Source organism: Chryseolinea lacunae, from assembly GCF_016735595.1.
In the GTDB taxonomy this organism is placed as follows: Bacteria; Bacteroidota; Bacteroidia; order Cytophagales; family Cyclobacteriaceae; genus Chryseolinea; species Chryseolinea lacunae.
This window is the reverse complement of the sequence record NZ_JAERRB010000012.1, coordinates 147,063-166,291: the sequence shown is the minus strand read 5'-3', so window position 1 is coordinate 166,291 and position 19,229 is coordinate 147,063. Positions and strand designations below refer to the sequence as shown.

18 protein-coding genes are annotated in these 19,229 nt (G+C 52.0%); 5 read left to right on the top strand and 13 right to left on the bottom strand.

Annotated features, from left to right (window positions below; all coding sequences use genetic code 11):
• Nucleotides 1–71: 71 nt before the first annotated feature.
• Complete coding sequence (locus JI741_RS26195) at nucleotides 72–1,559, top strand: M28 family peptidase (RefSeq protein WP_202014609.1); 1,488 nt, start codon at nucleotides 72–74, stop codon at nucleotides 1,557–1,559.
• Here the strand turns inward: JI741_RS26195 and JI741_RS26190 are convergent.
• Complete coding sequence (locus tag JI741_RS26190; RefSeq protein WP_202014607.1) at nucleotides 1,556–2,452, bottom strand: alpha/beta fold hydrolase; 897 nt, start codon at nucleotides 2,450–2,452, stop codon at nucleotides 1,556–1,558. The two genes, JI741_RS26195 and JI741_RS26190, sit on opposite strands and share 4 nt — an antisense overlap.
• A gap of 5 nt (nucleotides 2,453–2,457) precedes the next feature.
• Nucleotides 2,458–4,110 (bottom strand): S41 family peptidase, encoded by a 1,653-nt coding sequence (locus JI741_RS26185; RefSeq protein ID WP_236676282.1) that lies wholly within the window; start codon nucleotides 4,108–4,110, stop codon nucleotides 2,458–2,460.
• 151 nt (nucleotides 4,111–4,261) lie between these two features.
• Here JI741_RS26185 and JI741_RS26180 point away from each other — a divergent pair, with 151 nt between their 5' ends.
• Nucleotides 4,262–7,237: a M16 family metallopeptidase gene (locus JI741_RS26180; protein ID WP_202014606.1), complete on the top strand. Its 2,976-nt coding sequence runs from the start codon at nucleotides 4,262–4,264 to the stop codon at nucleotides 7,235–7,237.
• A gap of 62 nt (nucleotides 7,238–7,299) precedes the next feature.
• Here the strand turns inward: JI741_RS26180 and JI741_RS26175 are convergent, their stop codons facing one another.
• From JI741_RS26175 to JI741_RS26150, 6 genes are all read right to left on the bottom strand, one after another.
• The gene (locus JI741_RS26175; protein ID WP_202014604.1) at nucleotides 7,300–8,370 is read right to left on the bottom strand and encodes a dipeptidase; all 1,071 of its coding nucleotides are present in this window, start codon (nucleotides 8,368–8,370) and stop codon (nucleotides 7,300–7,302) included.
• Between the two features lie 45 nt (nucleotides 8,371–8,415).
• Nucleotides 8,416–9,522 (bottom strand): D-TA family PLP-dependent enzyme, encoded by a 1,107-nt coding sequence (locus tag JI741_RS26170; RefSeq protein WP_202014602.1) that lies wholly within the window; start codon nucleotides 9,520–9,522, stop codon nucleotides 8,416–8,418.
• A 12-nt stretch (nucleotides 9,523–9,534) separates the two neighbouring features.
• On the bottom strand, nucleotides 9,535–9,996 hold the full coding sequence (locus JI741_RS26165) for a RidA family protein (RefSeq protein ID WP_202014599.1): 462 nt from the start codon (nucleotides 9,994–9,996) through the stop codon (nucleotides 9,535–9,537).
• Between the two features lie 127 nt (nucleotides 9,997–10,123).
• Nucleotides 10,124–11,440 (bottom strand): gluconate:H+ symporter, encoded by a 1,317-nt coding sequence (locus tag JI741_RS26160; RefSeq protein WP_202014597.1) that lies wholly within the window; start codon nucleotides 11,438–11,440, stop codon nucleotides 10,124–10,126.
• 98 nt (nucleotides 11,441–11,538) lie between these two features.
• Nucleotides 11,539–11,763, bottom strand: coding sequence for a hypothetical protein (locus JI741_RS26155; RefSeq protein ID WP_202014595.1), 225 nt, complete (start codon nucleotides 11,761–11,763; stop codon nucleotides 11,539–11,541).
• Between the two features lie 102 nt (nucleotides 11,764–11,865).
• Nucleotides 11,866–12,867, bottom strand: a complete 1,002-nt coding sequence (locus tag JI741_RS26150) for a 3-oxoacyl-ACP synthase III family protein (protein ID WP_202014594.1) — start codon at nucleotides 12,865–12,867, stop codon at nucleotides 11,866–11,868.
• 464 nt (nucleotides 12,868–13,331) lie between these two features.
• Here JI741_RS26150 and JI741_RS26145 point away from each other — a divergent pair, with 464 nt between their 5' ends.
• Together JI741_RS26145 and JI741_RS26140 are read left to right on the top strand one after the other, a co-directional pair.
• Nucleotides 13,332–13,832 (top strand): PM0498 family protein, encoded by a 501-nt coding sequence (locus JI741_RS26145; RefSeq protein ID WP_236676281.1) that lies wholly within the window; start codon nucleotides 13,332–13,334, stop codon nucleotides 13,830–13,832.
• Between the two features lie 297 nt (nucleotides 13,833–14,129).
• Nucleotides 14,130–14,882, top strand: a complete 753-nt coding sequence (locus JI741_RS26140; protein WP_202014592.1) for a DUF72 domain-containing protein — start codon at nucleotides 14,130–14,132, stop codon at nucleotides 14,880–14,882.
• An 83-nt stretch (nucleotides 14,883–14,965) separates the two neighbouring features.
• On the opposite strand, the gene JI741_RS26135 is transcribed toward JI741_RS26140, so the two are convergent.
• Nucleotides 14,966–15,592, bottom strand: a complete 627-nt coding sequence (locus JI741_RS26135; protein ID WP_202014591.1) for a DUF4890 domain-containing protein — start codon at nucleotides 15,590–15,592, stop codon at nucleotides 14,966–14,968.
• 278 nt (nucleotides 15,593–15,870) lie between these two features.
• On the opposite strand from JI741_RS26135, the gene JI741_RS26130 reads away from it, so the two are divergent.
• Complete coding sequence (locus tag JI741_RS26130) at nucleotides 15,871–16,485, top strand: CDP-alcohol phosphatidyltransferase family protein (RefSeq protein ID WP_202014590.1); 615 nt, start codon at nucleotides 15,871–15,873, stop codon at nucleotides 16,483–16,485.
• A 109-nt stretch (nucleotides 16,486–16,594) separates the two neighbouring features.
• On the opposite strand, the gene JI741_RS26125 is transcribed toward JI741_RS26130, so the two are convergent.
• From JI741_RS26125 to JI741_RS26110, 4 genes are all read right to left on the bottom strand, one after another.
• The gene (locus JI741_RS26125) at nucleotides 16,595–16,891 is read right to left on the bottom strand and encodes a hypothetical protein (protein ID WP_202014589.1); all 297 of its coding nucleotides are present in this window, start codon (nucleotides 16,889–16,891) and stop codon (nucleotides 16,595–16,597) included.
• A 6-nt stretch (nucleotides 16,892–16,897) separates the two neighbouring features.
• Nucleotides 16,898–17,092: a hypothetical protein gene (locus JI741_RS26120; RefSeq protein WP_236676280.1), complete on the bottom strand. Its 195-nt coding sequence runs from the start codon at nucleotides 17,090–17,092 to the stop codon at nucleotides 16,898–16,900.
• A 353-nt stretch (nucleotides 17,093–17,445) separates the two neighbouring features.
• Entirely contained in the window at nucleotides 17,446–18,141 is a 696-nt protein-coding gene (locus JI741_RS26115; protein ID WP_202014585.1) for a LytR/AlgR family response regulator transcription factor, read from the bottom strand.
• Complete coding sequence (locus JI741_RS26110) at nucleotides 18,138–19,187, bottom strand: sensor histidine kinase (protein ID WP_202014583.1); 1,050 nt, start codon at nucleotides 19,185–19,187, stop codon at nucleotides 18,138–18,140. The genes JI741_RS26115 and JI741_RS26110 overlap by 4 nt, the downstream gene beginning before the upstream one ends.
• Nucleotides 19,188–19,229 lie beyond the last annotated feature (42 nt).

Below are 19,229 nucleotides of genomic sequence, written 5' to 3'. Positions count from 1 at the left end.
CCCCCTAACCGGGGTCCGTTTTTGTTTTTGCACGGATTGAATTCTACCTTGGTAGCTGGATTTATCTTCGTATGACCCTGACCCGAACCGCCCTCTTCTTAACGGCTTTTATGCTGACCAGCCTGGCCACGATTGGCCAAAAAAAGATCGTTCAGGCCGTCACCCGCACGGTGACTGCGCAAGACGCCGAAGCCCATCTAACCTTTCTGGCTTCCGACGAAATGCGCGGCCGCGACACGGGCTCGCCCGAGCTCGACATTGCCGCCAACTATATCGTGGCGCAGTTCCGGAGCAACGGCATTGGGCATGTGCCTGGAGCGTCTGGCTATTTTCAGGAATTTTCGCTGGAAAAAATTGTGCCCCCGGCAACGGGTTCGTTTTCCATTGGCGCCGAGTCGTTTCCCTGGAAAAACGAAGTGCTTGCGTTGAATGGGGTTGGAGCATCATTGCAGGGTGACATCGTGTTTGTGGGCTACGGCCTTCCCAAAGATTTTGATACCTATGACGTGCGCGGAAAAATAGCCCTGGCGTTGGTAGGTTCACCGGAGTCGACAAAGCCCGTGCGTGCCCTTGTGAAAGACTCGCCCGAAAAGAACAAACTCGCGGCGGCCCATGGTGCCGTGGCCCTGGTGGAGGTGATGACCATTCCAGGAATTCCCTGGCCCGTGCTGATGAATTATCTGTCGGCCGACCGGTTTGTTGTGAAAAATAATGAGGAAGCATCGTTGCCACACCTGTTGCTCCGCAATAGCGAGTCGGCATCCCTAAAAGCGTTGCTGGAAAGCCGCCACGCCAAGGCCGCCCTCGACGTGAAGGGCACAGCGTTGAAGACGGTGAAGGCAAAGAACATTGCCGCCGCCATCAAAGGCAGCGACGCCACCCTAAGCCAGCAATGGGTGGTCATCAGCGCGCACTACGACCACGTGGGCGTGAAGAAGAATGCCAGCGGTGACTCTATCTACAACGGCGCCCGCGACAACGCCATTGGTGCTGTTGCCCTGTTGGAAGCTGCGCGATTCCTGAAGCAACATCCACCGAAACGCTCGGTGTTGCTGTTGGCCGTAACGGCCGAAGAGAAGGGCCTGCTAGGAAGCGACTGGTATGCTAACCATCCGCTCATTCCCCTGAAGCAAACCGTGTTTAACTATAACTGCGACGGCGGTGGCTACAACGACAAAAGCATCGTGACCATCATCGACGTGAACCGCACCACCACCGACGAACAACTGCGAGAAGCCTGCAAAGCCTTTGGCCTGACCCTGGGAGGCGACCCGGCGCCACAGCAGAATTTGTTCGATCGATCCGACAATGCCAACTTCGCCATAAAGGGTGTGCCCGCGCTCAACATTTCTCCCGGCGTGAAAGCCTTTGACGAAGAGCTGCTGAAATACTATCACCAACCTCCCGACGAAGTGGGTTCGCTGGACATGGTGTATCTCGAAAAATTCTATCGCATTTTTGTGTATGGCATCTACAAGATTGCCAACGAATCGGCCTTGCCCCGCTGGGTGAAAGGCGATAAATATGAAGAGGCGGGCAAAGCGCTCTATGGGCGCTAGTGTAGGCTGGAGTGTTGCACGAGGGGCTGCTTCTCTATCATTTTCAGAATGGCATCGCGTATCAACTCCGGATTGCTCCACGGCACAAAGTGATCCATGTCGTCTTTAAAAACAAACTCTACCGGAGCGTTCACCAGCATCTTGCGTGCAAAGTCGGCATTGGCCGCCGGCACCAGCGAATCTTTCTTGCCCTGAATCACAATGACCGGACAGGTGATCGACGACCACAGGGGCAGCATCATTTCCAGTTGTGGTTTCAACTGATAGATTTCTTCGTTTGATGCCCGAAAGGACCGGGGCAATAGCCAGCTGAGAAACGGTGTGGCCAGGGGTGCGCGGAACCACGTTTCGTTTGGCTCCAGCTCCGGATCGATAGACCCCGCCACAATGATGAGGCCGTCTACCAACTGAGGATAATCTATGGCCATGCGGGCAATGAGCGGTCCACCCAACGAGTGGCCTACCAGGATGATGGGGCGATTCTTTTTGTATTCTTCCAGAATGGGTTTCAGAATTTCGCCCTGCTTTTGCAGTGAAGTTTCGCCGTTGCCGAAATTGGAGTAGCCAAAACCAGGACGGTCAGCGGTGACGAGAAGGGCGTGATGCAGCAACGCGGTGTCGGCCAGAAAATCGATGAATGCGCTGAGCGATCCGGGCGAGCCGTGCACAAACAGCACCAGCGGTTTTAGCGAGTCGCCGGCACTAACGTAGTGCATGTTGCGAAAGCCGGCGCGGTACGTCTTTTGGTGTGCCGAAACGTTCTTTGCTTTGAAGAACGTGTCGATCTCTTTGGCATCCATGCGAAACGTCATGCAGGAGTGTGAGGCGATCATCACGCCCGCAAACAACACGAGCAATGTCCATTTCACTTTCCTGCCGATGCCGGAGGTCATGGGTGTTATTGAATGTTAAGCAGCTTTTTGTATTGAGGCGTGTTGTGTAGCAGGTCCGTTGCCTGACGAATGTCGTCGTCGTATTTGAAGCCTGCCTCGATGCCACCTTTCTCGAGGTGATAGTGCGACGCGATCTCTTCTTCGAGCAACATTTTGATTTCGTCTTTGTAGAGCGACAGCTCATTCTTTTTGTTTTCGGCAATGCGGTTCTGGATCTGGTCCAGTTGAGGCTTCAACTCGGTGTAGTATTTTTCCTTGTTGGCTTCTTCCGTGAATTGCTGGAGTTGATATTCCAGGTAGGATTTATAGGAGTAGTTTTTGTCTTTCATCCAAACCACAAACTGCTGGTATTCGTCGCTGCTGAGAGTAAATGTTTTGGGATCTACCGGTTCGGAATGTTTGAAAACATATTGCGCGGCAAAGTCAAAGATAAAGCCTTTTTCGAACAGCACCTGTGTGAGCACGTGGGCTTCGTGTGCTTCGGTTTTCACGTCGGGGTCAATGCCGCCGCCGTCGTAGACCACGCGGCCGTTGGCGGTTTTGAACGTGCGTTTCAGCGAGTCGGGTATCGAGCCCACGCTGCCGTCTTCGCGGCGGTGGGTGTAGTCAAGCACCTGGATGCAGCGGCCTGTGGGTGTATAATATTTTGCCGTAGTCACTTTCAATTGCGAGTTGTAGGAGAGGGGGCGGCTCACTTGCACCAGGCCCTTGCCGTATGACTTCTCGCCTACAATCACGCCGCGGTCGTAATCTTGCAAGGTACCCGCCACAATTTCGGAGGCCGATGCGCTGCCGCGGTTAATGAGCACGCTCACGGGGATCTCGGTGTCGACCGGGGCGTTCAGGGTTTCGTAGTTGAGATTGTTTTCGGGGATTTTCCCTTTGGTACTCACCACCAATTTGCCTTTTGGCAGAAATAGGTTGGTGATGTTCACAGCTTCAATGAGAAGACCGCCGGGGTTGCCACGCAGGTCGAGGATAGCGCCTTTCGCGCCTTGTTCTTTCAACGACACCAGGGCGATGCGCACTTCTTTGGCGGCGTCGGGCGTAAAGTCGGTGAGCTGGATATAGCCGATGTCTTTGCCTACCATGCCGAAATAGGGCACGTTGTTCAGCTTAATTTTTTCGCGTTTAAATTCCAGACGCACAGGTTTTTCGGCGCCCAGACGTTTCACGGTGAGGCTCACGGGAGTGCCCACCTGGCCTTTCATGAGCTGGCCCGATTCCTCGCGCGACAGTTTGGAAAGGTCGATGTCGTCGATCTTCACCACCTCGTCGCCGATTCTGAGGCCGCCGCGTTGGGCACCATAGCCCTGCATGAGCATGGTCACCACGGTGCGGTTTCCGATTTCGCGGGTGATGGCCCCGATGCCGCCGTATTGGCCGGTGTTGATGGTGCGGAAGTCTTCCACTTCATCTTCGGGAATATAGTTGGTATAGGGATCGAGCGATGTGAGCATGGCGTCGATGCCGGTGCGCACCAGTTTGTTGGGGTTCACTTCGTCAACATACAGGGCGTTTACTTCTTTGAACAGGGTGGCGAAAATGTCGAGGTTTTTGGCAATTTCGAAGTAGCGTTCCGACGGGCTGGTGAAGGATAAGGCCACGCAGGCGCCGATAAAAAACGTGAGGAGGAGAATCTTTTTCTTTGTCATCATACCCGTTATCTTAAAACTAAACGGCGCGCCGCCGCATCTGTTTCTTTACTACGGAAAATTGAGCATTAAAATGTAAAAATCAGCCGTTATGTATGTTATTCTTTCAGTATTTTCCCCAATCCAATCGAAACCCAACCAACCGTTCCAGTTTATGAAACCATTCCTGCTAGTTATCGTCGTCGTGGCGACGTTTTTAACGTGTTGTCAGCCCGAAAAGACCTATACCGTCGCCACCGCGGAGAGTGGGGGATACACGTATTCGTATGTCTCAAACGATCCCCTCAAGGTAAGAATTTATACCCTTAAGAACGGTTTGAAGGTTTACCTCAGTCAGTACACCGACGAGCCCCGCATTCAAACACAGATCGCCGTGAAAGCCGGGGGTAAAAACGATCCCGCCACCAACACCGGACTCGCCCACTATCTCGAACACATCATGTTCAAAGGCAGCCCCGATTTTGGCACACTTGATTGGGCCAAAGAAAGTGTTTACCTCGACAGCATCGAACACATGTTTGCGCACTACGGCACGCTGACCGATGCAGAAGCACGGAAAAACTATTATGCACAGATCGACCACGTATCGAACGAAGCTTCGAAGTTTGCCATCCCCAATGAATATGATAAAATGGTGAGCGAAATCGGCGCCAACTATACCAATGCCTACACGTCGGAGGATCGCACGGTATACATCAACGACATTCCCAGCAACCAGGTGAACAACTGGTTGCAGATTGAGGGCAATCGCTTCCGAACCATCGTGCCACGCCTGTTTCACACGGAGTTGGAGGCTGTTTATGAAGAGAAGAACCGCGGACTCGACAACGACTATAACAAGACCTACGAGGCGTTGTATGCTGGTCTCTATCCCCAGCATCCCTATGGAACACAAACCGTGATCGGCACCATCGACCATTTGAAAAATCCGTCGATCACCGCCATCAAAAAATATTTCGATACCTATTACCGGCCCAACAACGTGGCCATCTGCATGAGCGGCGACCTGGACTATGACAAGACCATTGCTGCCATCGATAAATATTTTGGCGATTGGAAGCCCAACGAGCAGCTTCCCGAATGGAAACCTACACCGGCCACCGCCCTCACGGCACCCGTGGTGAAAGATGTGTACGGCCCCGAAGCCGAATGGGTCACGCTCGGTTTCCGTTTCAACGGACGCAACAGTGGCGACTACCGCATGCTTTCACTGATCAACCTCATCCTGAGCAACGACCAGGCAGGCCTCATCGATGTGAATTTGAAGCAGGCCCAGAAAGTGCTTGACCCCGGCAGCTATGTAGACTTCAGCAATGACTATAGCGCACACACGTTCACGGCGCGTCCGCGCGAGGGACAAACGCTGGAGCAGGTGAAGAGCCTGCTGCTGGAACAAATCGAGATGTTGAAGAAGGGCGAGTTCGACGACTGGCTCATCGACGCCAGCATCAACAACCTGAAGAAACAGAAAGTGCAAGGTTCGGAAAACAACTACTCACGTTCAAATGACCTTGTGGTAGCCTTCACCAACAACATCGCATGGGAAGACTACACTGCCGAAATAGACGAGCTGAAAAAGATCACCAAAGAAGATGTGGTGAAGTTTGCGCAGGAACACTACGGCAACAACTATGTGGTGGTGCTGAAGCACACCGGCAAAGATGCAAACGAAGTGAAAGTGGAAAAACCCGCCATCACCAAAGTGACGTTGAACAAGGAGAACAAGTCGCCGTTTCATGAAACACTGCTGAAAAATCCCGTAGACAAATTGAAGCCGCGCTTTGTGGATTTTGACAAGGACGTGCAGAAAGGAAAAATGAACAAAGACCTTGAAGTGCTGAGCACCCCCAATACGGAAAACGATCTGTTCACACTCACGTTCCTCTCGGACGTGGGCACCAACAACGACCCGCGCATGGATGTGGCGGTAGACTACCTTCAATATCTCGGCACCTCGAAGATGCCCGTGGCAGAATTGAAAAAGGAACTGTATAAGCTGGGGTGCTCACTGGGCGTGGAAGCGGCCGAAGATGAAACGTATGTATACCTGGAAGGTCTTTCCGAAAACATGGAGAAAGCCTTGAAGCTTTTTGAAGACCTGCTGGCCGATGCCCAGCCCGACGAAGAAGCTTTGAAGAAACTGATTGACGGCAAGCTGAAGGAGCGCGAAGACCAGAAGAAAGACAAGAGCGCGATTTTGTTTGGTGGCCTCATGAACTACGGACTGTATGGCGCAAAGTCGCCGTTCACCAACGTGTTGAGCAACAAAGCCCTTGGCGAATTGAAGGCCGACGAACTGGTGGATATCATTCACAACTTCACAAAGATGCAACACCGCGTGTTGTATTATGGCCCGCGCAACCAAACGGAATTGATTGCCGTGTTGAATGCCGATCATAAACTTCCCGACGCCCTCAAGCCAACACCACCACCGGTAAAGTTTGAAATGCCGGAGGTGAAAAATCCAACCGTGTATTGGGCCGACTATGACATGGTGCAGGAAGAAATCATGTTTCTGTCGAAAGGTGGAGTATTCGATGCAAAGCGCATTCCCATCACGCGCATGTTCGACGAATACCTGGGTGGCAACATGAGCTCGCCCATCTTCCAGGAGCTACGCGAGGCGCAAGGCCTGGCCTATTCGGCATTTGCTTACTATGGCACGGCCGATCGGAAAGAAGACAACGATTTGTTCTATGCCTACATCGGGACACAGGCCGACAAGCAGTCAGAAGCCATGAAGGCGATGAAAGGATTGCTGGTGGATTTTCCCCGTGTGGAAAGCAACTTCGACGTGGCGCGCAATGCCATTCTCAGCCGCATTGAAAGTGAACGCATCACCAAAGGCAGAATTTTGTTCACCTACGAGCGCGCACGCAAACGCGGCATCGACTACGACATTCGCCGCGACGTGTACGAACAAGTGCAACACTTCACGCTCGACGACATTGCTAAATTTCAGGAGCAGCAAATCAAGGGCAAGCCATTCAACGTAGTGGTGATTGGCGACAAGAAAAAGATCGACTTTAAAGCGTTATCGACCCATGGAAAAGTGCAGGAGTTGACGCTGGATCAGATTTTTGGCTATGAGAAAGTGGAAAAGATAAATGTGGAGGGGCCACATCAATGAGTAGCTAGTCTTTTAGCATTCAGATAAAACAAAACCCCGTGGAAGCACGGGGTTTTGTTTTTTTATGCCCAGGCTTTTCGCAGGAAGCGAAGCCAGTTGCCATGCATCACCTTTTCGATGTCGGCGGAAGTGTAGCCTCGCTTGGCTAGCAAGGATGGAAAGTTTTGGAGGTCGGCAATGGTTTCGATGTCGTAGGGGCTTTGTTCTTTGCCATAGCCGCCGTCGAGGTCGGAGCCGATGCCGATGTGGTTGGCGTTGCCGGCCAGCTGGCAGATGTGGTCCATGTGGTCGATGAGCACGTCGAGGTTGCAGTTTGTTCCTTTAGGTGTGGACACACCGCGTTCCCAGTTGGGCACCAGCATCCAGGCATCCATCACCCCGCCGATCACGGCGCCGCGGGCAATGAGCTCTTTCAGTTGGTCGTCGTTGAATTGACGGTTGTGATTCACCAACGCTCTGCAGTTGTGATGACTTGCCCACACGTGGCCATTAAAGTTGTCCATGGCTTCGCGGAAGCTGTCGTCGCACAAATGGGTAGCGTCTAGAATGATGTTGAGGCGTTCCATTTCTTTTAACAAGGCCTTGCCGTCAGAACCCATGCCACCCGTGGCGTTGGTGCCTTGAGCATAGCGGCCAGGGCCGTAGTGCGCCGGGCCCACGGCACGGAGGCCTTGTTCGTAGGCGCGCTCCAGGTGTTTCAGTGTCACGATGGAATCTGCGCCTTCAAGGCTCCGAATGTAGCCGATGGACCGACGTGTATCGGAGGCGTTGTTTTTCCAGTATGCAATATGGTCATCCAGTGCGTTCAGTGTTGTTATGGCTTTTAGTTCGCCCACCTCTTCCATTTCGCGATACCAGGCCAACTGAGCCTGCGTATGTGCCCAGGCCTGGGATGGGGAGTGCCATCCGGGAAGGGGATTGTTTGGGGCCACATAGCGCGCAATCTGCGTGGCCACCACCACACCGATGTCGCCCTGACGCAACGCTTCAAAACTCACCACATTGTTGCCGCGATCGGGTTTGTCGGTCATGCCTTTTTCGCGGGCGCGGATTTCGGAAACGGAGCGCGTGAGGTCGCGGTTCCATTCCATGGCGTTCATGCTAAGATCAAGGTGGGCATCGATGGTGAACATGTGGAATGTTAGTTAAGCAGTAAAGGGTTTTTCAGGAGTGATCGATCAAACGGTGATCTTGCGATTGCGCGACAGCGTGGTCCAATATCCCGAAAGGGTATGGCCGTCCACTACGGCCACACGATCGTGCAGCGCAATGGTGGGGCATACGTGAAAGGGCACACCATAGAGCACATCGCCTACGGAATAGGTTTTGTCGTCGTCCACTTTAAACACCATGTGTTCTTCGCTGTGACCCGTTGGTATGAGGGCACCTGCATTCAGGAAGAAAACACGGCTGGTTAATGCATTCTCCGACGCAATGGATTTATGCCCCAGGTCTACACAAATGGAATCATGTGTTGGTTTGGAGATGACGCGGGTCACCACCAGCGCGGCAAATTTATAATGTTGTTCTTGGAGAATGGTGTCGTAGCCTTTGTCCCAATAGATAAACGTGCCGGGGCTGCATTCCACCACTTTTCGTTTGGAGTGAACGGAATAGGTAGGTGTGCCGCCCATCACTACCGTTAGATTTTTGCCCGTAGCATTCAAAACGTCGCGCTGAAGTTTTTCCACACGCGCAAACACTTCGTCGCAGCGTTGCTGACGCACGGCCATGTCGGGATCGCGGAGGTGGCCATCGTAAGCGTGCAGACCTTTCACGTCAATGCCGGTGAGGGCCTGGCAGGCTTGGATCAGCACCAGCGTTTCCTCCGGCACAATGCCTGTGCGGTTCATGCCCACATTGAGGTCGATGAACACGGGCAGGGGCTTATGATGCCCGATGAAGATGTCGGACAATTGCCGCGCCGACGTTTCGTTGTCGATGAGGCAGGCGAAAGTTGTCTTGGGAAAATGCTGTACCAGTTCCGCCAGGCGTATGGCTTTTGGTCCCACGGGTTGATAGGCCAGCAACACATCGGGTGCGCCGGCGGTCGCCAGCATTTCGGCTTCGGCAATGGTGGCGCATTTAAATTTTCGGATGCCGGCCGCCAGCATCATGCCCGTTACCTCGGCCGACTTATGAGTCTTGATGTGGGGGCGGAGTCGCGTCACATCGTCGATACTGTTCACCAGCGTGTCGATGTTTTGGCGCACGTGGTCAATATACACCGCCACGGCCGGGCTATCTAACATGTCGATATTGTCGATTACGAACCAGTCTTTCATTTTACGTTTTTGTTAGGCCAGCTCGAACATGGCTTCAATTTCCACGGGAATGTTGTCGGGCAGCGAGCCCATGCCCACGGCGCTGCGCACACCCACACCGTTTTCTTCGCCCCACACTTTGGCAAACAGTTCGCTGCAGCCGTTAATGATGTAGGGGTGACGTTCAAAGTCGGCCGTGCAATTTACCATGCCCAGCACTTTGATGACGCGTTTGATTTTATCGAGGCTTCCGAGGTTCTTCTTCAGGGTGGCCAGGATGGCCAGGCCCACTTGTTGTGCCGCCTGCTTGCCTTCTTCCATGGTCATGTCTTTGCCAATGCGGCCGATGATGAGGCTCTTGTCTTCCTTCACCGTGCCATGGCCGGAGACGTACACAAAATTGCCAACGATCAGAAAGGGTTTATAAACCCCAAGAGGGGTTGGGGCAGGAGGCAGGGTGAGGCCGAGTTGTTCAAAGTTTTTATCTGCTGACATGGAGCGAGGTGTTTAAATGGGAAGTAAAAATAATGCGCCGTGCGCGACAAGCCACCGTTCCCGACGCGAAAAGTTTAAACAACGCTGCGTGCAAAAAGCACATCGCGAAAAATGAATTTAGATTTCTTCAGGAGACAAAGGCATTCAACACCATAACTCCCCCGAGGCCGGCAATGGCCACAATGGTTTCCATAAGCGACCATGACCGGATAGTGTCTTTGATGCTGAGGCCGAAATATTCCTTGAAGAGCCAGAAGCCCGCATCGTTCACATGCGAGAACATGAGGCTTCCCGCTCCGATAGACAGCACCATAAGATTCGGGTTCACATCCGGCCGGCTCATCACCGGCATGATGATGCCCACCGCGGTGAGACCCGCCACGGTAGCAGAACCCACGCACACGCGAATGAGACACGCCATAGCCCACCCTAACACCAGCGGATGCACGTCGAGGCCATTAAGAATCTGGCCAATCTCGGCGCTCACGCCGCTGTCGAGGAGGATTTGTTTGAGCGAGCCAGCGCCACCCATGATGAGCAGCAGCATGGCAATGTCTTTCACAGCGTCGCCATAGATGTCCATGATGCGTTTCATGCCCATGTGCATGCGCAGGCCCAGCGTATAGGTTGCCACGGCCAGTGCCAGGATCATGACAATGGCGGGGTCGCTGATGAAGCTGATGAAGGTTTTGAGCGGCCCGGCTTCCTTCACTGCGCCACCCAAAAAAGTGGTGAGCGCAAGCAGAATCACAGGGAGCAACGAAGAAAATATGCTGATGGAAAGACTGGGTAGCTGATCGTCGGGCAATGCTTCCGATTTGAAGGTTTGCAACATGGGCGCCTTGATTTTCTTCAGCGTGCGCGAAAAGACCGGCCCCGCAAGAATGACGGTGGGAATGGCGATGAGCACACCATACATAAGGGTCTTGCCCATGTCTGCATGAAACGCCGCCACCAAGGCAGCGGGCGACGGATGGGGCGGCAGAAAGCCGTGGGTGACCGACAAGGCGGCCAGCATTGGCAGCCCAACATAGACCACGGGCAGTTTATATTTAGCCGCCACCGAAAAGATAAGTGGAATAACCAACACAAACCCCACGTTGTAGAACAAGGGAATGCCGATGATGAAGCCCGTGATCATGAGCGCCCACTGAATGTAGCGTTCGCCAAAGAGTTTCATGAGGCCCGACGCAATCTGCTGTGCTGCGCCGCTGTCGGCGGTGAGCTTGCCCAGCATGGCCCCACAGGCCACCACAATGATGAGCGAGCCCAGCATGTCGCCCATGCCTTTCTGGATGGAGCCGGTGATCTTGGCGGGTTCTATGCCCAGCAACAGCCCCGCCAGGATGGCAATGAGCAGAAAGGCAAGAAAGGCGTTGAGTTTGAGTTTGGTGATGAGCAGGACCAGGAGGCCGATACAAAACAGGATGATCAGTATGGACATGGAGGTACGGTTCTAATGGCTTGATTAGGGTGACTTCAAAATGAAATGTAACTAAAAAAACCGTTGGAACGAACGGCGCAATCGGATGAATGCGCAGATCAGAATTTGTCCGGTATCTGGATGATGCGGATAACCACCTCGTGGGGATCGCCGTCTTTGTCGAGCAGGCTGAATTTCACCATGGGATTGTCGCGCCGGAGGTTGCTTTCTACGTGGATGACCTGGTTGTCGTGGAGGTGTTTTTCCAGCTCTTTCTGAAGACTGTAGAGTGCGTTGGCAAAATCCACTTCAAGCGGGCTGGGGTTGTAGGAGGTGGTCTTCATGGTGTTGGGTTGCAGGGTTTAACGTCTCAACGTTTTGCGTTGGGCCGTCCTTTCTTTAGGGTCGTTCTCGTTCTGTTCAGGCTAAGCGTTTCAGGCAAACCATCACCACCGGAGCAGTGCCGAAGCCCAGGTGAACCCACTGCCAAAGGCGGCTAAACAAATTAAGTCATTTTCTTTGATTTTCCCTTCGGCCCACGCTTCACTTAAGGCAATGGGAATGGACGCAGCCGTGGTGTTGCCATAGCGCATAATGTTGTTGTAGACCTGCGCGTCGGTGAGGCCCAGTTTTTCCTGGATGTATTGGCTGATGCGCAGGTTGGCCTGGTGAGGCACCAGCAGGTTGATGTCGTCTTTCTTGAGGTGGTTGGCGTCGAGTGCCTCGTTGATCACTTCCATGAAGCGCACCACCGCGTGCTTGAACACCTGGTTGCCATTCATCACCACCTTGAAGGAGGAGGTGTCGGTGATCTGCTCGGGCTGCCGCTCGGCGTGTGGGCGACTGCTGCCCGGGTCTTTCACATAAAGCTCTTCGGCAAAGTTGCCATCGGAGTGGAGGTGTGTGGAAAGGATGCCCGGCTTTTCGGAAGGTTGAAGGATGACGGCTCCGGCACCATCGCCAAAAATGACGGCCGTGTTGCGACCTCTTGTGCTGATGTCGAGCGCGGTAGACTGAATTTCGGCGCCCACCACCAGGATGGTTTTGTACATGCCGCTTTTGATAAACTGGTCGGCCACCGACAGGGCATAGATGAAACCCGAGCATGCATTGCGAATGTCGAGCGCCCCGATGCGTCCATCCAAGCCCAGCTCGCGCTGCAGCAGCACGCCGCTGCCGGGAAAGAAATAGTCGGGGGTGATGGTGGCGAACACAATGAAGTCGATATCTTTTTCGGTGAGCTTGGCACGGGTCAGGGCCATGCGTGTGGCTTTGGCGGCCATGTTGGCCACGGTGTCTTTGGCGGGGTCCATCCACCGGCGCTCCTGAATGCCCGTGCGCTCCACGATCCACTCGTTGTTGGTGTCCATCACGGTGGACAGGTATTCGTTGGTAATGACAGTTTCGGGAACGTGATGGCCCAGGCCCACAATTTTGGAATAGCGCATTCGATTGCTTTTAAGGACCGCTAAGTTAATAAATGTTCCCAAATGGGCGTTCGGTGGTTTGGAAAAGGTAGTGGGATGGTAAATTCAGGGCCACAGGAAATAAATATCTCGGTGTTGTGTTTGAGCTGGTGGTCGTCGTGACGGTTCTGGTGGACATACTTTGTAGTGCCGTGCTCTACAGTCGCCCGGCTTTTCGATTTCCGGATTCGATTATGTCATGAAGCAGATGGCTAAAAGAATATTACAATCGCTATTTCAATGGCTTCTGGGGATAATCTTTCTGATCGTTGGTCTAGCAGCATGGGTAAAAATCCTTGGGTAATTAATTTGACATATTATTTTTGATACGATGGACTCCAGAAAACGCTTCCTTGCATTGCTTTCGTGGGGACTAGACCAGCATTGGTTTGACGTTCGTGACTGAACCGATAGCAGCAAAAGATTAAATTCGCAAAGTAAATTGTATGATAAAACGGCTAAACGATCAAATGGCCATCCATCTGAAAAATTTAAACTATGACGCTTTGACGACGGATTATGCGCTCCCAACGGATTTGGTCACGCTTCTGGAAAGTCCGATAGTCGAGTGCAACGGATGTTTTCTCCTGAGCTCATGCAGGGACAGTGCCCCAGAAGGAATGAATGACTTTGACAAAACCGTTTACGAAGATTTCGAAAATCACTTTCATCCAGACGCCTACCTGGAGCGTGATGCACAAGCTGACATTGAATATTTGAAACTGGGCCTGGAGAGTGCAAAGCGGTTGGCAGCACGCTTGAAACAAATACAGTCTACCCGATTCACCGTGTGCTTAGTATATTCTGAAACGGAGCGCGAGGGAGATATCGTGGCTGTGTACGGTAGCAGCACCGTGAGGTTTTATGCCCTACGTCCCGGAGTGAAAATGGGCGTTGATGATTTGAATAGCTATGAATCGGAGGCAGTTCTGGAAATGGATGCGTAAGTAGGGGGCCTATCGAACATCCACAGTTTGTCACAAAGGTCAGTCTAGCAAAAAACCTATTGTGACCAACTATGCGATGCAAACTAACACTGACGCGTGAAATTTGTGACAAATAAAGGTTGGACCCATCCTTGCTACGTGCGTGTCTAGAGCAACGCTGTGGCATAAGTTCAGCACGAACATGTGGGAACATTCCCCTATAAGGCAGGCGCCATTCTAAGAAACAAGCATTCACGAGACTTTTAGCAACGTTTTCTCCTGGCATTTAGTAGGCACTGCTTTTGAGGCGACAAGGGCATGAGCGGCAAATTGATGATCGGCACAAGCGGCGTTGTTGTGCCCGGAACCAAGCAAACTTTTCCGGAAGCGTTTAAGGAGGGGAGCCGTCTTCAGTACTACAGCAGTTTGTTTAATTCGTTGGAGGTGAATAGCAGCTTTTATCGCGTTCCCATGCATGGCACGTTTGAGAAATGGGAGAAAGAAGTGACTGATGACTTTGAGTTCACCATGAAGCTTTGGCGCAACGTCACCCATGTCAAGGCCCTGGCTTTTAACAAGGCGGATATCGATTCTTTTATGCGCGCGGTCAATGGCGTGCATCACAAAAAAGGATGTGTGCTGGTTCAGTTTCCTGCAAGCATAACCTTCGCGCAGTTGCGGCAAGTCAAGAAAATTCTACATCACCTCGATCGCGCAAATCTTAAAAGCGCATGGCGTATTGCCGTTGAATTTCGCGACGTGAGTTGGTATACAGACAAAACATACGACATGCTGGAAACCTACAATGCCTGTTTGGTGGAGCACGACATGCCGAAGTCGAAGACGCCGGCGGTAGACTTGCCTGTGCGCACCGCCTATCTCAGGTTTCATGGCATGTACGGAGACTACAAAGGGAGCTATTCCAACGAGGACCTGAATGCCTGTGCCCGGCGGATCGCAGCCTGGCGTGATGCGGGAAAGGATGTATATGTGTATTTCAACAATACCATTGGAGGTGCTTTTGAGAACGCGCAGCGGCTGAAAGAAAAGTTGGGTAGCGTCGGATGTTAGGTTGATACGATCACGCGGAAAGTAAAAAAAACACCGTCGGTTTCCCGGACGGTGTTCCTTCCAAATCCCCTCTACCTACTTCACTATTTTTTTGGTTTCCGATCGCCGTGTTTCTTTTTCATGTCGGCTTTCATCGTGTTCCACTTTTCGAATTGTTGTGGTGTGAGGATGGCCTTCATGGCAGCGTCGTGGTCGGTCTTCAGCTTTTCGATCTCGGCTTTGTCTTTTTTGTCTTTGTGTGCAGCTTCGAACTTGGTGCGGAAGTCTTTGTTGGTGGTTTGCACCTTGGCAAATTGCTCGTCGGAGAGTGACAGTTGTTCTTTCAGACGGGCTTCATTCTTTTCGGCATGTTCCTGGCGACGTGCCTTGTGTTTGGAAGCCTCTTCTTTTTTGTAGGTAGTCCACTTCGTTTTTTGTTCGGGGGTGAGCACGCCGTTGATTTCGGATTCGCGGGCAGCTTTCAGTTTGCCAAACTCCGTGCGTTTGGTGTCGCGGGCTTGTGCGGAATCGTTGCGCAGGTCCGAAAACTTGGCGGCGTATTTTTTGTCGATGCCCTGGATGGTGGCATACTGTGTGTCGTTGAGCGACAGGACCTTCTTCATGGTCTCGCTGGCATCGCCGCCCTTGTGGTGCATGTGCGATGATTTGTGTTGGGCGAAGATGACGCTACTGGTCAACATCGCTGCAATAAGCATTACTCTCGTTCTCATAATCTTTCCGTGTTTGTTTTAGTGCTTAGAGACAAGAAACGGTCCAACGTTTAATTTGGGTTTGGTCATTTAGACTGGATAATGCAATTAGTATACCATCGGGTTGAATTCTTCGACGCACGGGTTTCTTCCGTTTTTAGCGTCGAACGTTTTAACATTAATTAACATTGGGATTAGGTTGGTCTGTCATTGTTTTCGTCTTTTTCTTCATATTGCAGGCAAGCTGTCGCCTATTCTCGTTCACACTGCGGCTTCGTACTTAGTCAGTAGCACCTATTATGCATTCCTTTAAGACCAAAATCCCTGCAACTCTCATTTTCGCACGCCTTGTGATTGGCTTTGTTGTGGTAGCTCTCAGTTTGTTGCGCGTGCAGCACTATGCTGAGTGGGCTATTGTGTTGCTTGCCGTTGGTTTGCTCACCGATGTTTTTGATGGCATTGTGGCACGGCGGCTGGGCATTTCCACCCAAAAGCTTCGCAGGATGGACTCTACGGTCGATCAGGTTTTTTATGTGTCTGTAGCCGCGGCAACGTTCATCCAATGTCCTGAATTTTTTAGGGCCAACGCTGTCACGCTGATAGTACTTTTGTCTATTGAAGCGTTGACGTATGTGGTTTGCTTTTTGAAGTTCCGGAAGGAGATCGCCACGCACTCCATAGGCGCCAAGGTGTGGTCGTTGCTTTTGTTTGCCACACTGGTACAGATCATTTTGCAGTGCGACTCGGGCGTGCTGTTCACGATTTTCTTTTGGATGGGGTTGATTACTCGGCTGGAGATTATCGCGATTGTGCTGGTGCTTCGGCAATGGACCAACGACGTGCCAACGGTTTATCACGCTGTGCAGTTGCGACGGAACAAGCAGATCAAACGGAACAAGCTTTTCAATGGCTAGCGTGGCGCAGCAATGATTAGAATATACTCACTGAAATTCACCAAGTTTCCACCTGCTCATGGGGCCATCATTATCAACGTGCTTGGCCGAAAGTGTATTAAGCGGATTTTTAGAATGTGCTGTTGGCCACGTAGAGAACTTCGTTTACGGCTACCAGCGATGACTTCAGAGAGAGGAAATGATTTTCTTCGATGATGATGTAGGTGTTGTTGAGCACTTTCACGACGCGGGCTTTTTTGTAGTCGCCGCTCTTGAGCTGCCAGTTCAGTTTAGTTTTTGTTCCCTGTTCCGTCATGGCCATCTGCAGAATTTCTTCGGGGCGTGTAATGACCAATATGTCGGCGACAGATGCCGGGTGGGTGTAGTGATGAATGAATTTGCGGAAAGGTTCAATGCTTATTTTCATACGAGTTCATTTCTGTACAAAGGAGGTGGTCACTTGATAGTGAATGTCTTGCGCAGTCAACAACAAAATCACCGCCATAAGGTTTCCGGGTTTGGGAATAGTTGTGGTCACGGTGCCATCCATTTCCAGGTGTTCGCAGAGGGCATGAAGTTTGGCTTTCATGCCGGGTATGCGAACCAATTGTTTCTGATCCAGTTTCACGCAAAGTGGCATGTTCACTAGTTAAAGTGGCCTTTGCGGCTTTCGCACGCAAAGGCCCGATTGATGAAAGGTTCACGCTCTCGGATGGGCTCCCTTCTCGCTTTTATCCACCAATCGTTTTTCTGGTGGTGGTTTGGTAAAGTTCGTTCCCTGCTTTCCTGATCTCAACTGTGAAGTACGGCAAATCGTTGATGGGTGTGGAGAGTTAGCGATGTATGCGGTCAATGTGTAGAAGAATGATTGATGCATGCGTGTGTGGACGCCAACACGCGAATCGACAATTCGCGTCGAACAAACGTGAATCTGACGGATGTCAGAAATGCAATAAAAAGAGATGAATTAGGATGGTCTACTCACGCGCCTTTGAACGCCTTTAGCACAGCTTCTTCATAGCTGGCACCGATGGGTATTTCTTTGTCGGCGAGGTACAGGTTTTTGTTGCGCATAGACTCAATTCGACTGAAGGGCACAATGAACGAACGGTGCACACGGATGAATTCAGTTTCCGGTAACCGCGACAATATGCCTTTCATGGTCATGCGCGCCAGCACAGTCTTGCCGTTTTGTTGATGGATCTTCAGATAATCGGCAAGGCCTTCAATGTAAAGGATGTCGGAGAGTTGAATTTTGATGAGGCTGTAGTCGGCACGGATGAAGATGTGCTTCGACTCGGTGGCGTGTTTCTGGTGCAGGAACTGGTGATACTCATGTGCCTTCCGCGCGGCCACCGTGAAGCGTTCGGGCGAGTAGGGCTTTAGCAGAAAGTCTACTGCGCTTAACTCAAAGCCGTCGATGGCATATTGCGCGTGGGCCGTGGTGAAGATCACCATGGTTTCCTGGCGGATGCCCCTGTAGAAATCGATGCCCGATATTTCCGGCATGTTGATGTCGAGGAACAATAGGTCTACGGGGTACTTTTGCAGATAGTTTTTGGCTTCGGCTGTCCGCGTAAATACTTTTTCGAGCGAGATGAAGTCAAGCGTGCTGCAATAGGCTTCCAGTATTTCCAGGGCCAGGGGTTCGTCGTCGATGGCGATGGCTGAGATCAATCCAGTTGAATGTTTAGTTGCACTCTGTAGGTGTCCGGATCGTCGCTAAGCGAAAGGAAATGTTTTCGGGGATACAGCAATGCCAGTCGTGCCTTTGTGTTTTCGATGCCCACACCGCTCTTGCCGTGCAAGTCGTGCGAGAATTTCACTTTCTGATTTTCAACCACCAGCACCAATGCGTTTTCGTGAATATCGATCCGGATACTAAGATACGCTGCCTGGTCGGGATTCACGCCATGCTTGAATGCATTTTCAATGAAAGGGATGAGCACGAGGGGCGCGATGCGTTGCCCGCCAATGACACCCGCCACCTGGTAGGACAGGTGCACGTTGCTGGTGAGGCGCATGCGTTGCAGCTCGATGTAGTCGTTGATGTAGCTGATCTCTTTTTCGAGCGACACGCGATCACCCATGGTTTCCGTGACCACATAGCGCATCATGCCCGACAGCTTCAGAATGGCGGACGCACTCGACGGCGACTTTTCACGAATGGCCAAAGCATAGATGTTGTTGAGTGTGTTGAACAGGAAGTGTGGATTGATCTGGCTTTTCAGGGTTCCCATTTCCGCGCTGTGTCTCAATCGTTCGGTAACGTAAAGTTTTGTGCGCACGCGCAGCAGGATGGAAAACAGGATCACCACCACATAGAGAAAAACATTGTGTTTCACCTGGGTGAGAAACGATGTGCCCTCCAGCATGGGCGGATAGTTTTTTTGAAGGGCGTCGGCGCTGGCTATGTTAGCCGCGGGAGGATTCCAGGGCACATAACCTGTGAGCAACGAAGGCACCAGGCTCACGAACAGAAAACCCGCCACAATGATGCACGCATAGGCGACCTGTTTTTTCTTGAAGTATACTTCGGGAATGAAAAGATAGTAGTTGAGATAGAAGATGAGCAACATAAACACATTGGCCAGCACGTCGCGCAGGGTTGGGGTGGACATCAGGGGCATGCCGGGCGGCCGTGGCGAGAGCACAATGGGAACGATCAGAAAGGCAATGCAACCTGCGATGTGAAGAATGAGATGTTTGGGCTTGATGGTCATGGAGCAAACGTGCCGTTCGTTTCGGCAAATTAATACAACCCG

Bases quoted from the DNA above. Each gene is read 5' to 3' on its own strand.
- JI741_RS26170 (WP_202014602.1), bottom strand. From the start codon at position 9,522: ATGAAAGACTGGTTCGTAATCGACAATATCGACATGTTAGATAGCCCG.
- JI741_RS26160 (WP_202014597.1), bottom strand. From the start codon at position 11,440: ATGTCCATACTGATCATCCTGTTTTGTATCGGCCTCCTGGTCCTGCTC.
- JI741_RS26195 (WP_202014609.1), top strand. From the start codon at position 72: ATGACCCTGACCCGAACCGCCCTCTTCTTAACGGCTTTTATGCTGACC.
- JI741_RS26165 (WP_202014599.1), bottom strand. From the start codon at position 9,996: ATGTCAGCAGATAAAAACTTTGAACAACTCGGCCTCACCCTGCCTCCT.
- JI741_RS26135 (WP_202014591.1), bottom strand. From the start codon at position 15,592: ATGAGAACGAGAGTAATGCTTATTGCAGCGATGTTGACCAGTAGCGTC.
- JI741_RS26175 (WP_202014604.1), bottom strand. From the start codon at position 8,370: ATGTTCACCATCGATGCCCACCTTGATCTTAGCATGAACGCCATGGAA.
- JI741_RS26110 (WP_202014583.1), bottom strand. From the start codon at position 19,187: ATGACCATCAAGCCCAAACATCTCATTCTTCACATCGCAGGTTGCATT.
- JI741_RS26140 (WP_202014592.1), top strand. From the start codon at position 14,130: ATGAGCGGCAAATTGATGATCGGCACAAGCGGCGTTGTTGTGCCCGGA.
- JI741_RS26130 (WP_202014590.1), top strand. From the start codon at position 15,871: ATGCATTCCTTTAAGACCAAAATCCCTGCAACTCTCATTTTCGCACGC.
- JI741_RS26185 (WP_236676282.1), bottom strand. From the start codon at position 4,110: ATGATGACAAAGAAAAAGATTCTCCTCCTCACGTTTTTTATCGGCGCC.
- JI741_RS26150 (WP_202014594.1), bottom strand. From the start codon at position 12,867: ATGCGCTATTCCAAAATTGTGGGCCTGGGCCATCACGTTCCCGAAACT.
- JI741_RS26180 (WP_202014606.1), top strand. From the start codon at position 4,262: ATGAAACCATTCCTGCTAGTTATCGTCGTCGTGGCGACGTTTTTAACG.
- JI741_RS26125 (WP_202014589.1), bottom strand. From the start codon at position 16,891: ATGAAAATAAGCATTGAACCTTTCCGCAAATTCATTCATCACTACACC.
- JI741_RS26155 (WP_202014595.1), bottom strand. From the start codon at position 11,763: ATGAAGACCACCTCCTACAACCCCAGCCCGCTTGAAGTGGATTTTGCC.
- JI741_RS26190 (WP_202014607.1), bottom strand. From the start codon at position 2,452: ATGACCTCCGGCATCGGCAGGAAAGTGAAATGGACATTGCTCGTGTTG.
- JI741_RS26145 (WP_236676281.1), top strand. From the start codon at position 13,332: ATGATAAAACGGCTAAACGATCAAATGGCCATCCATCTGAAAAATTTA.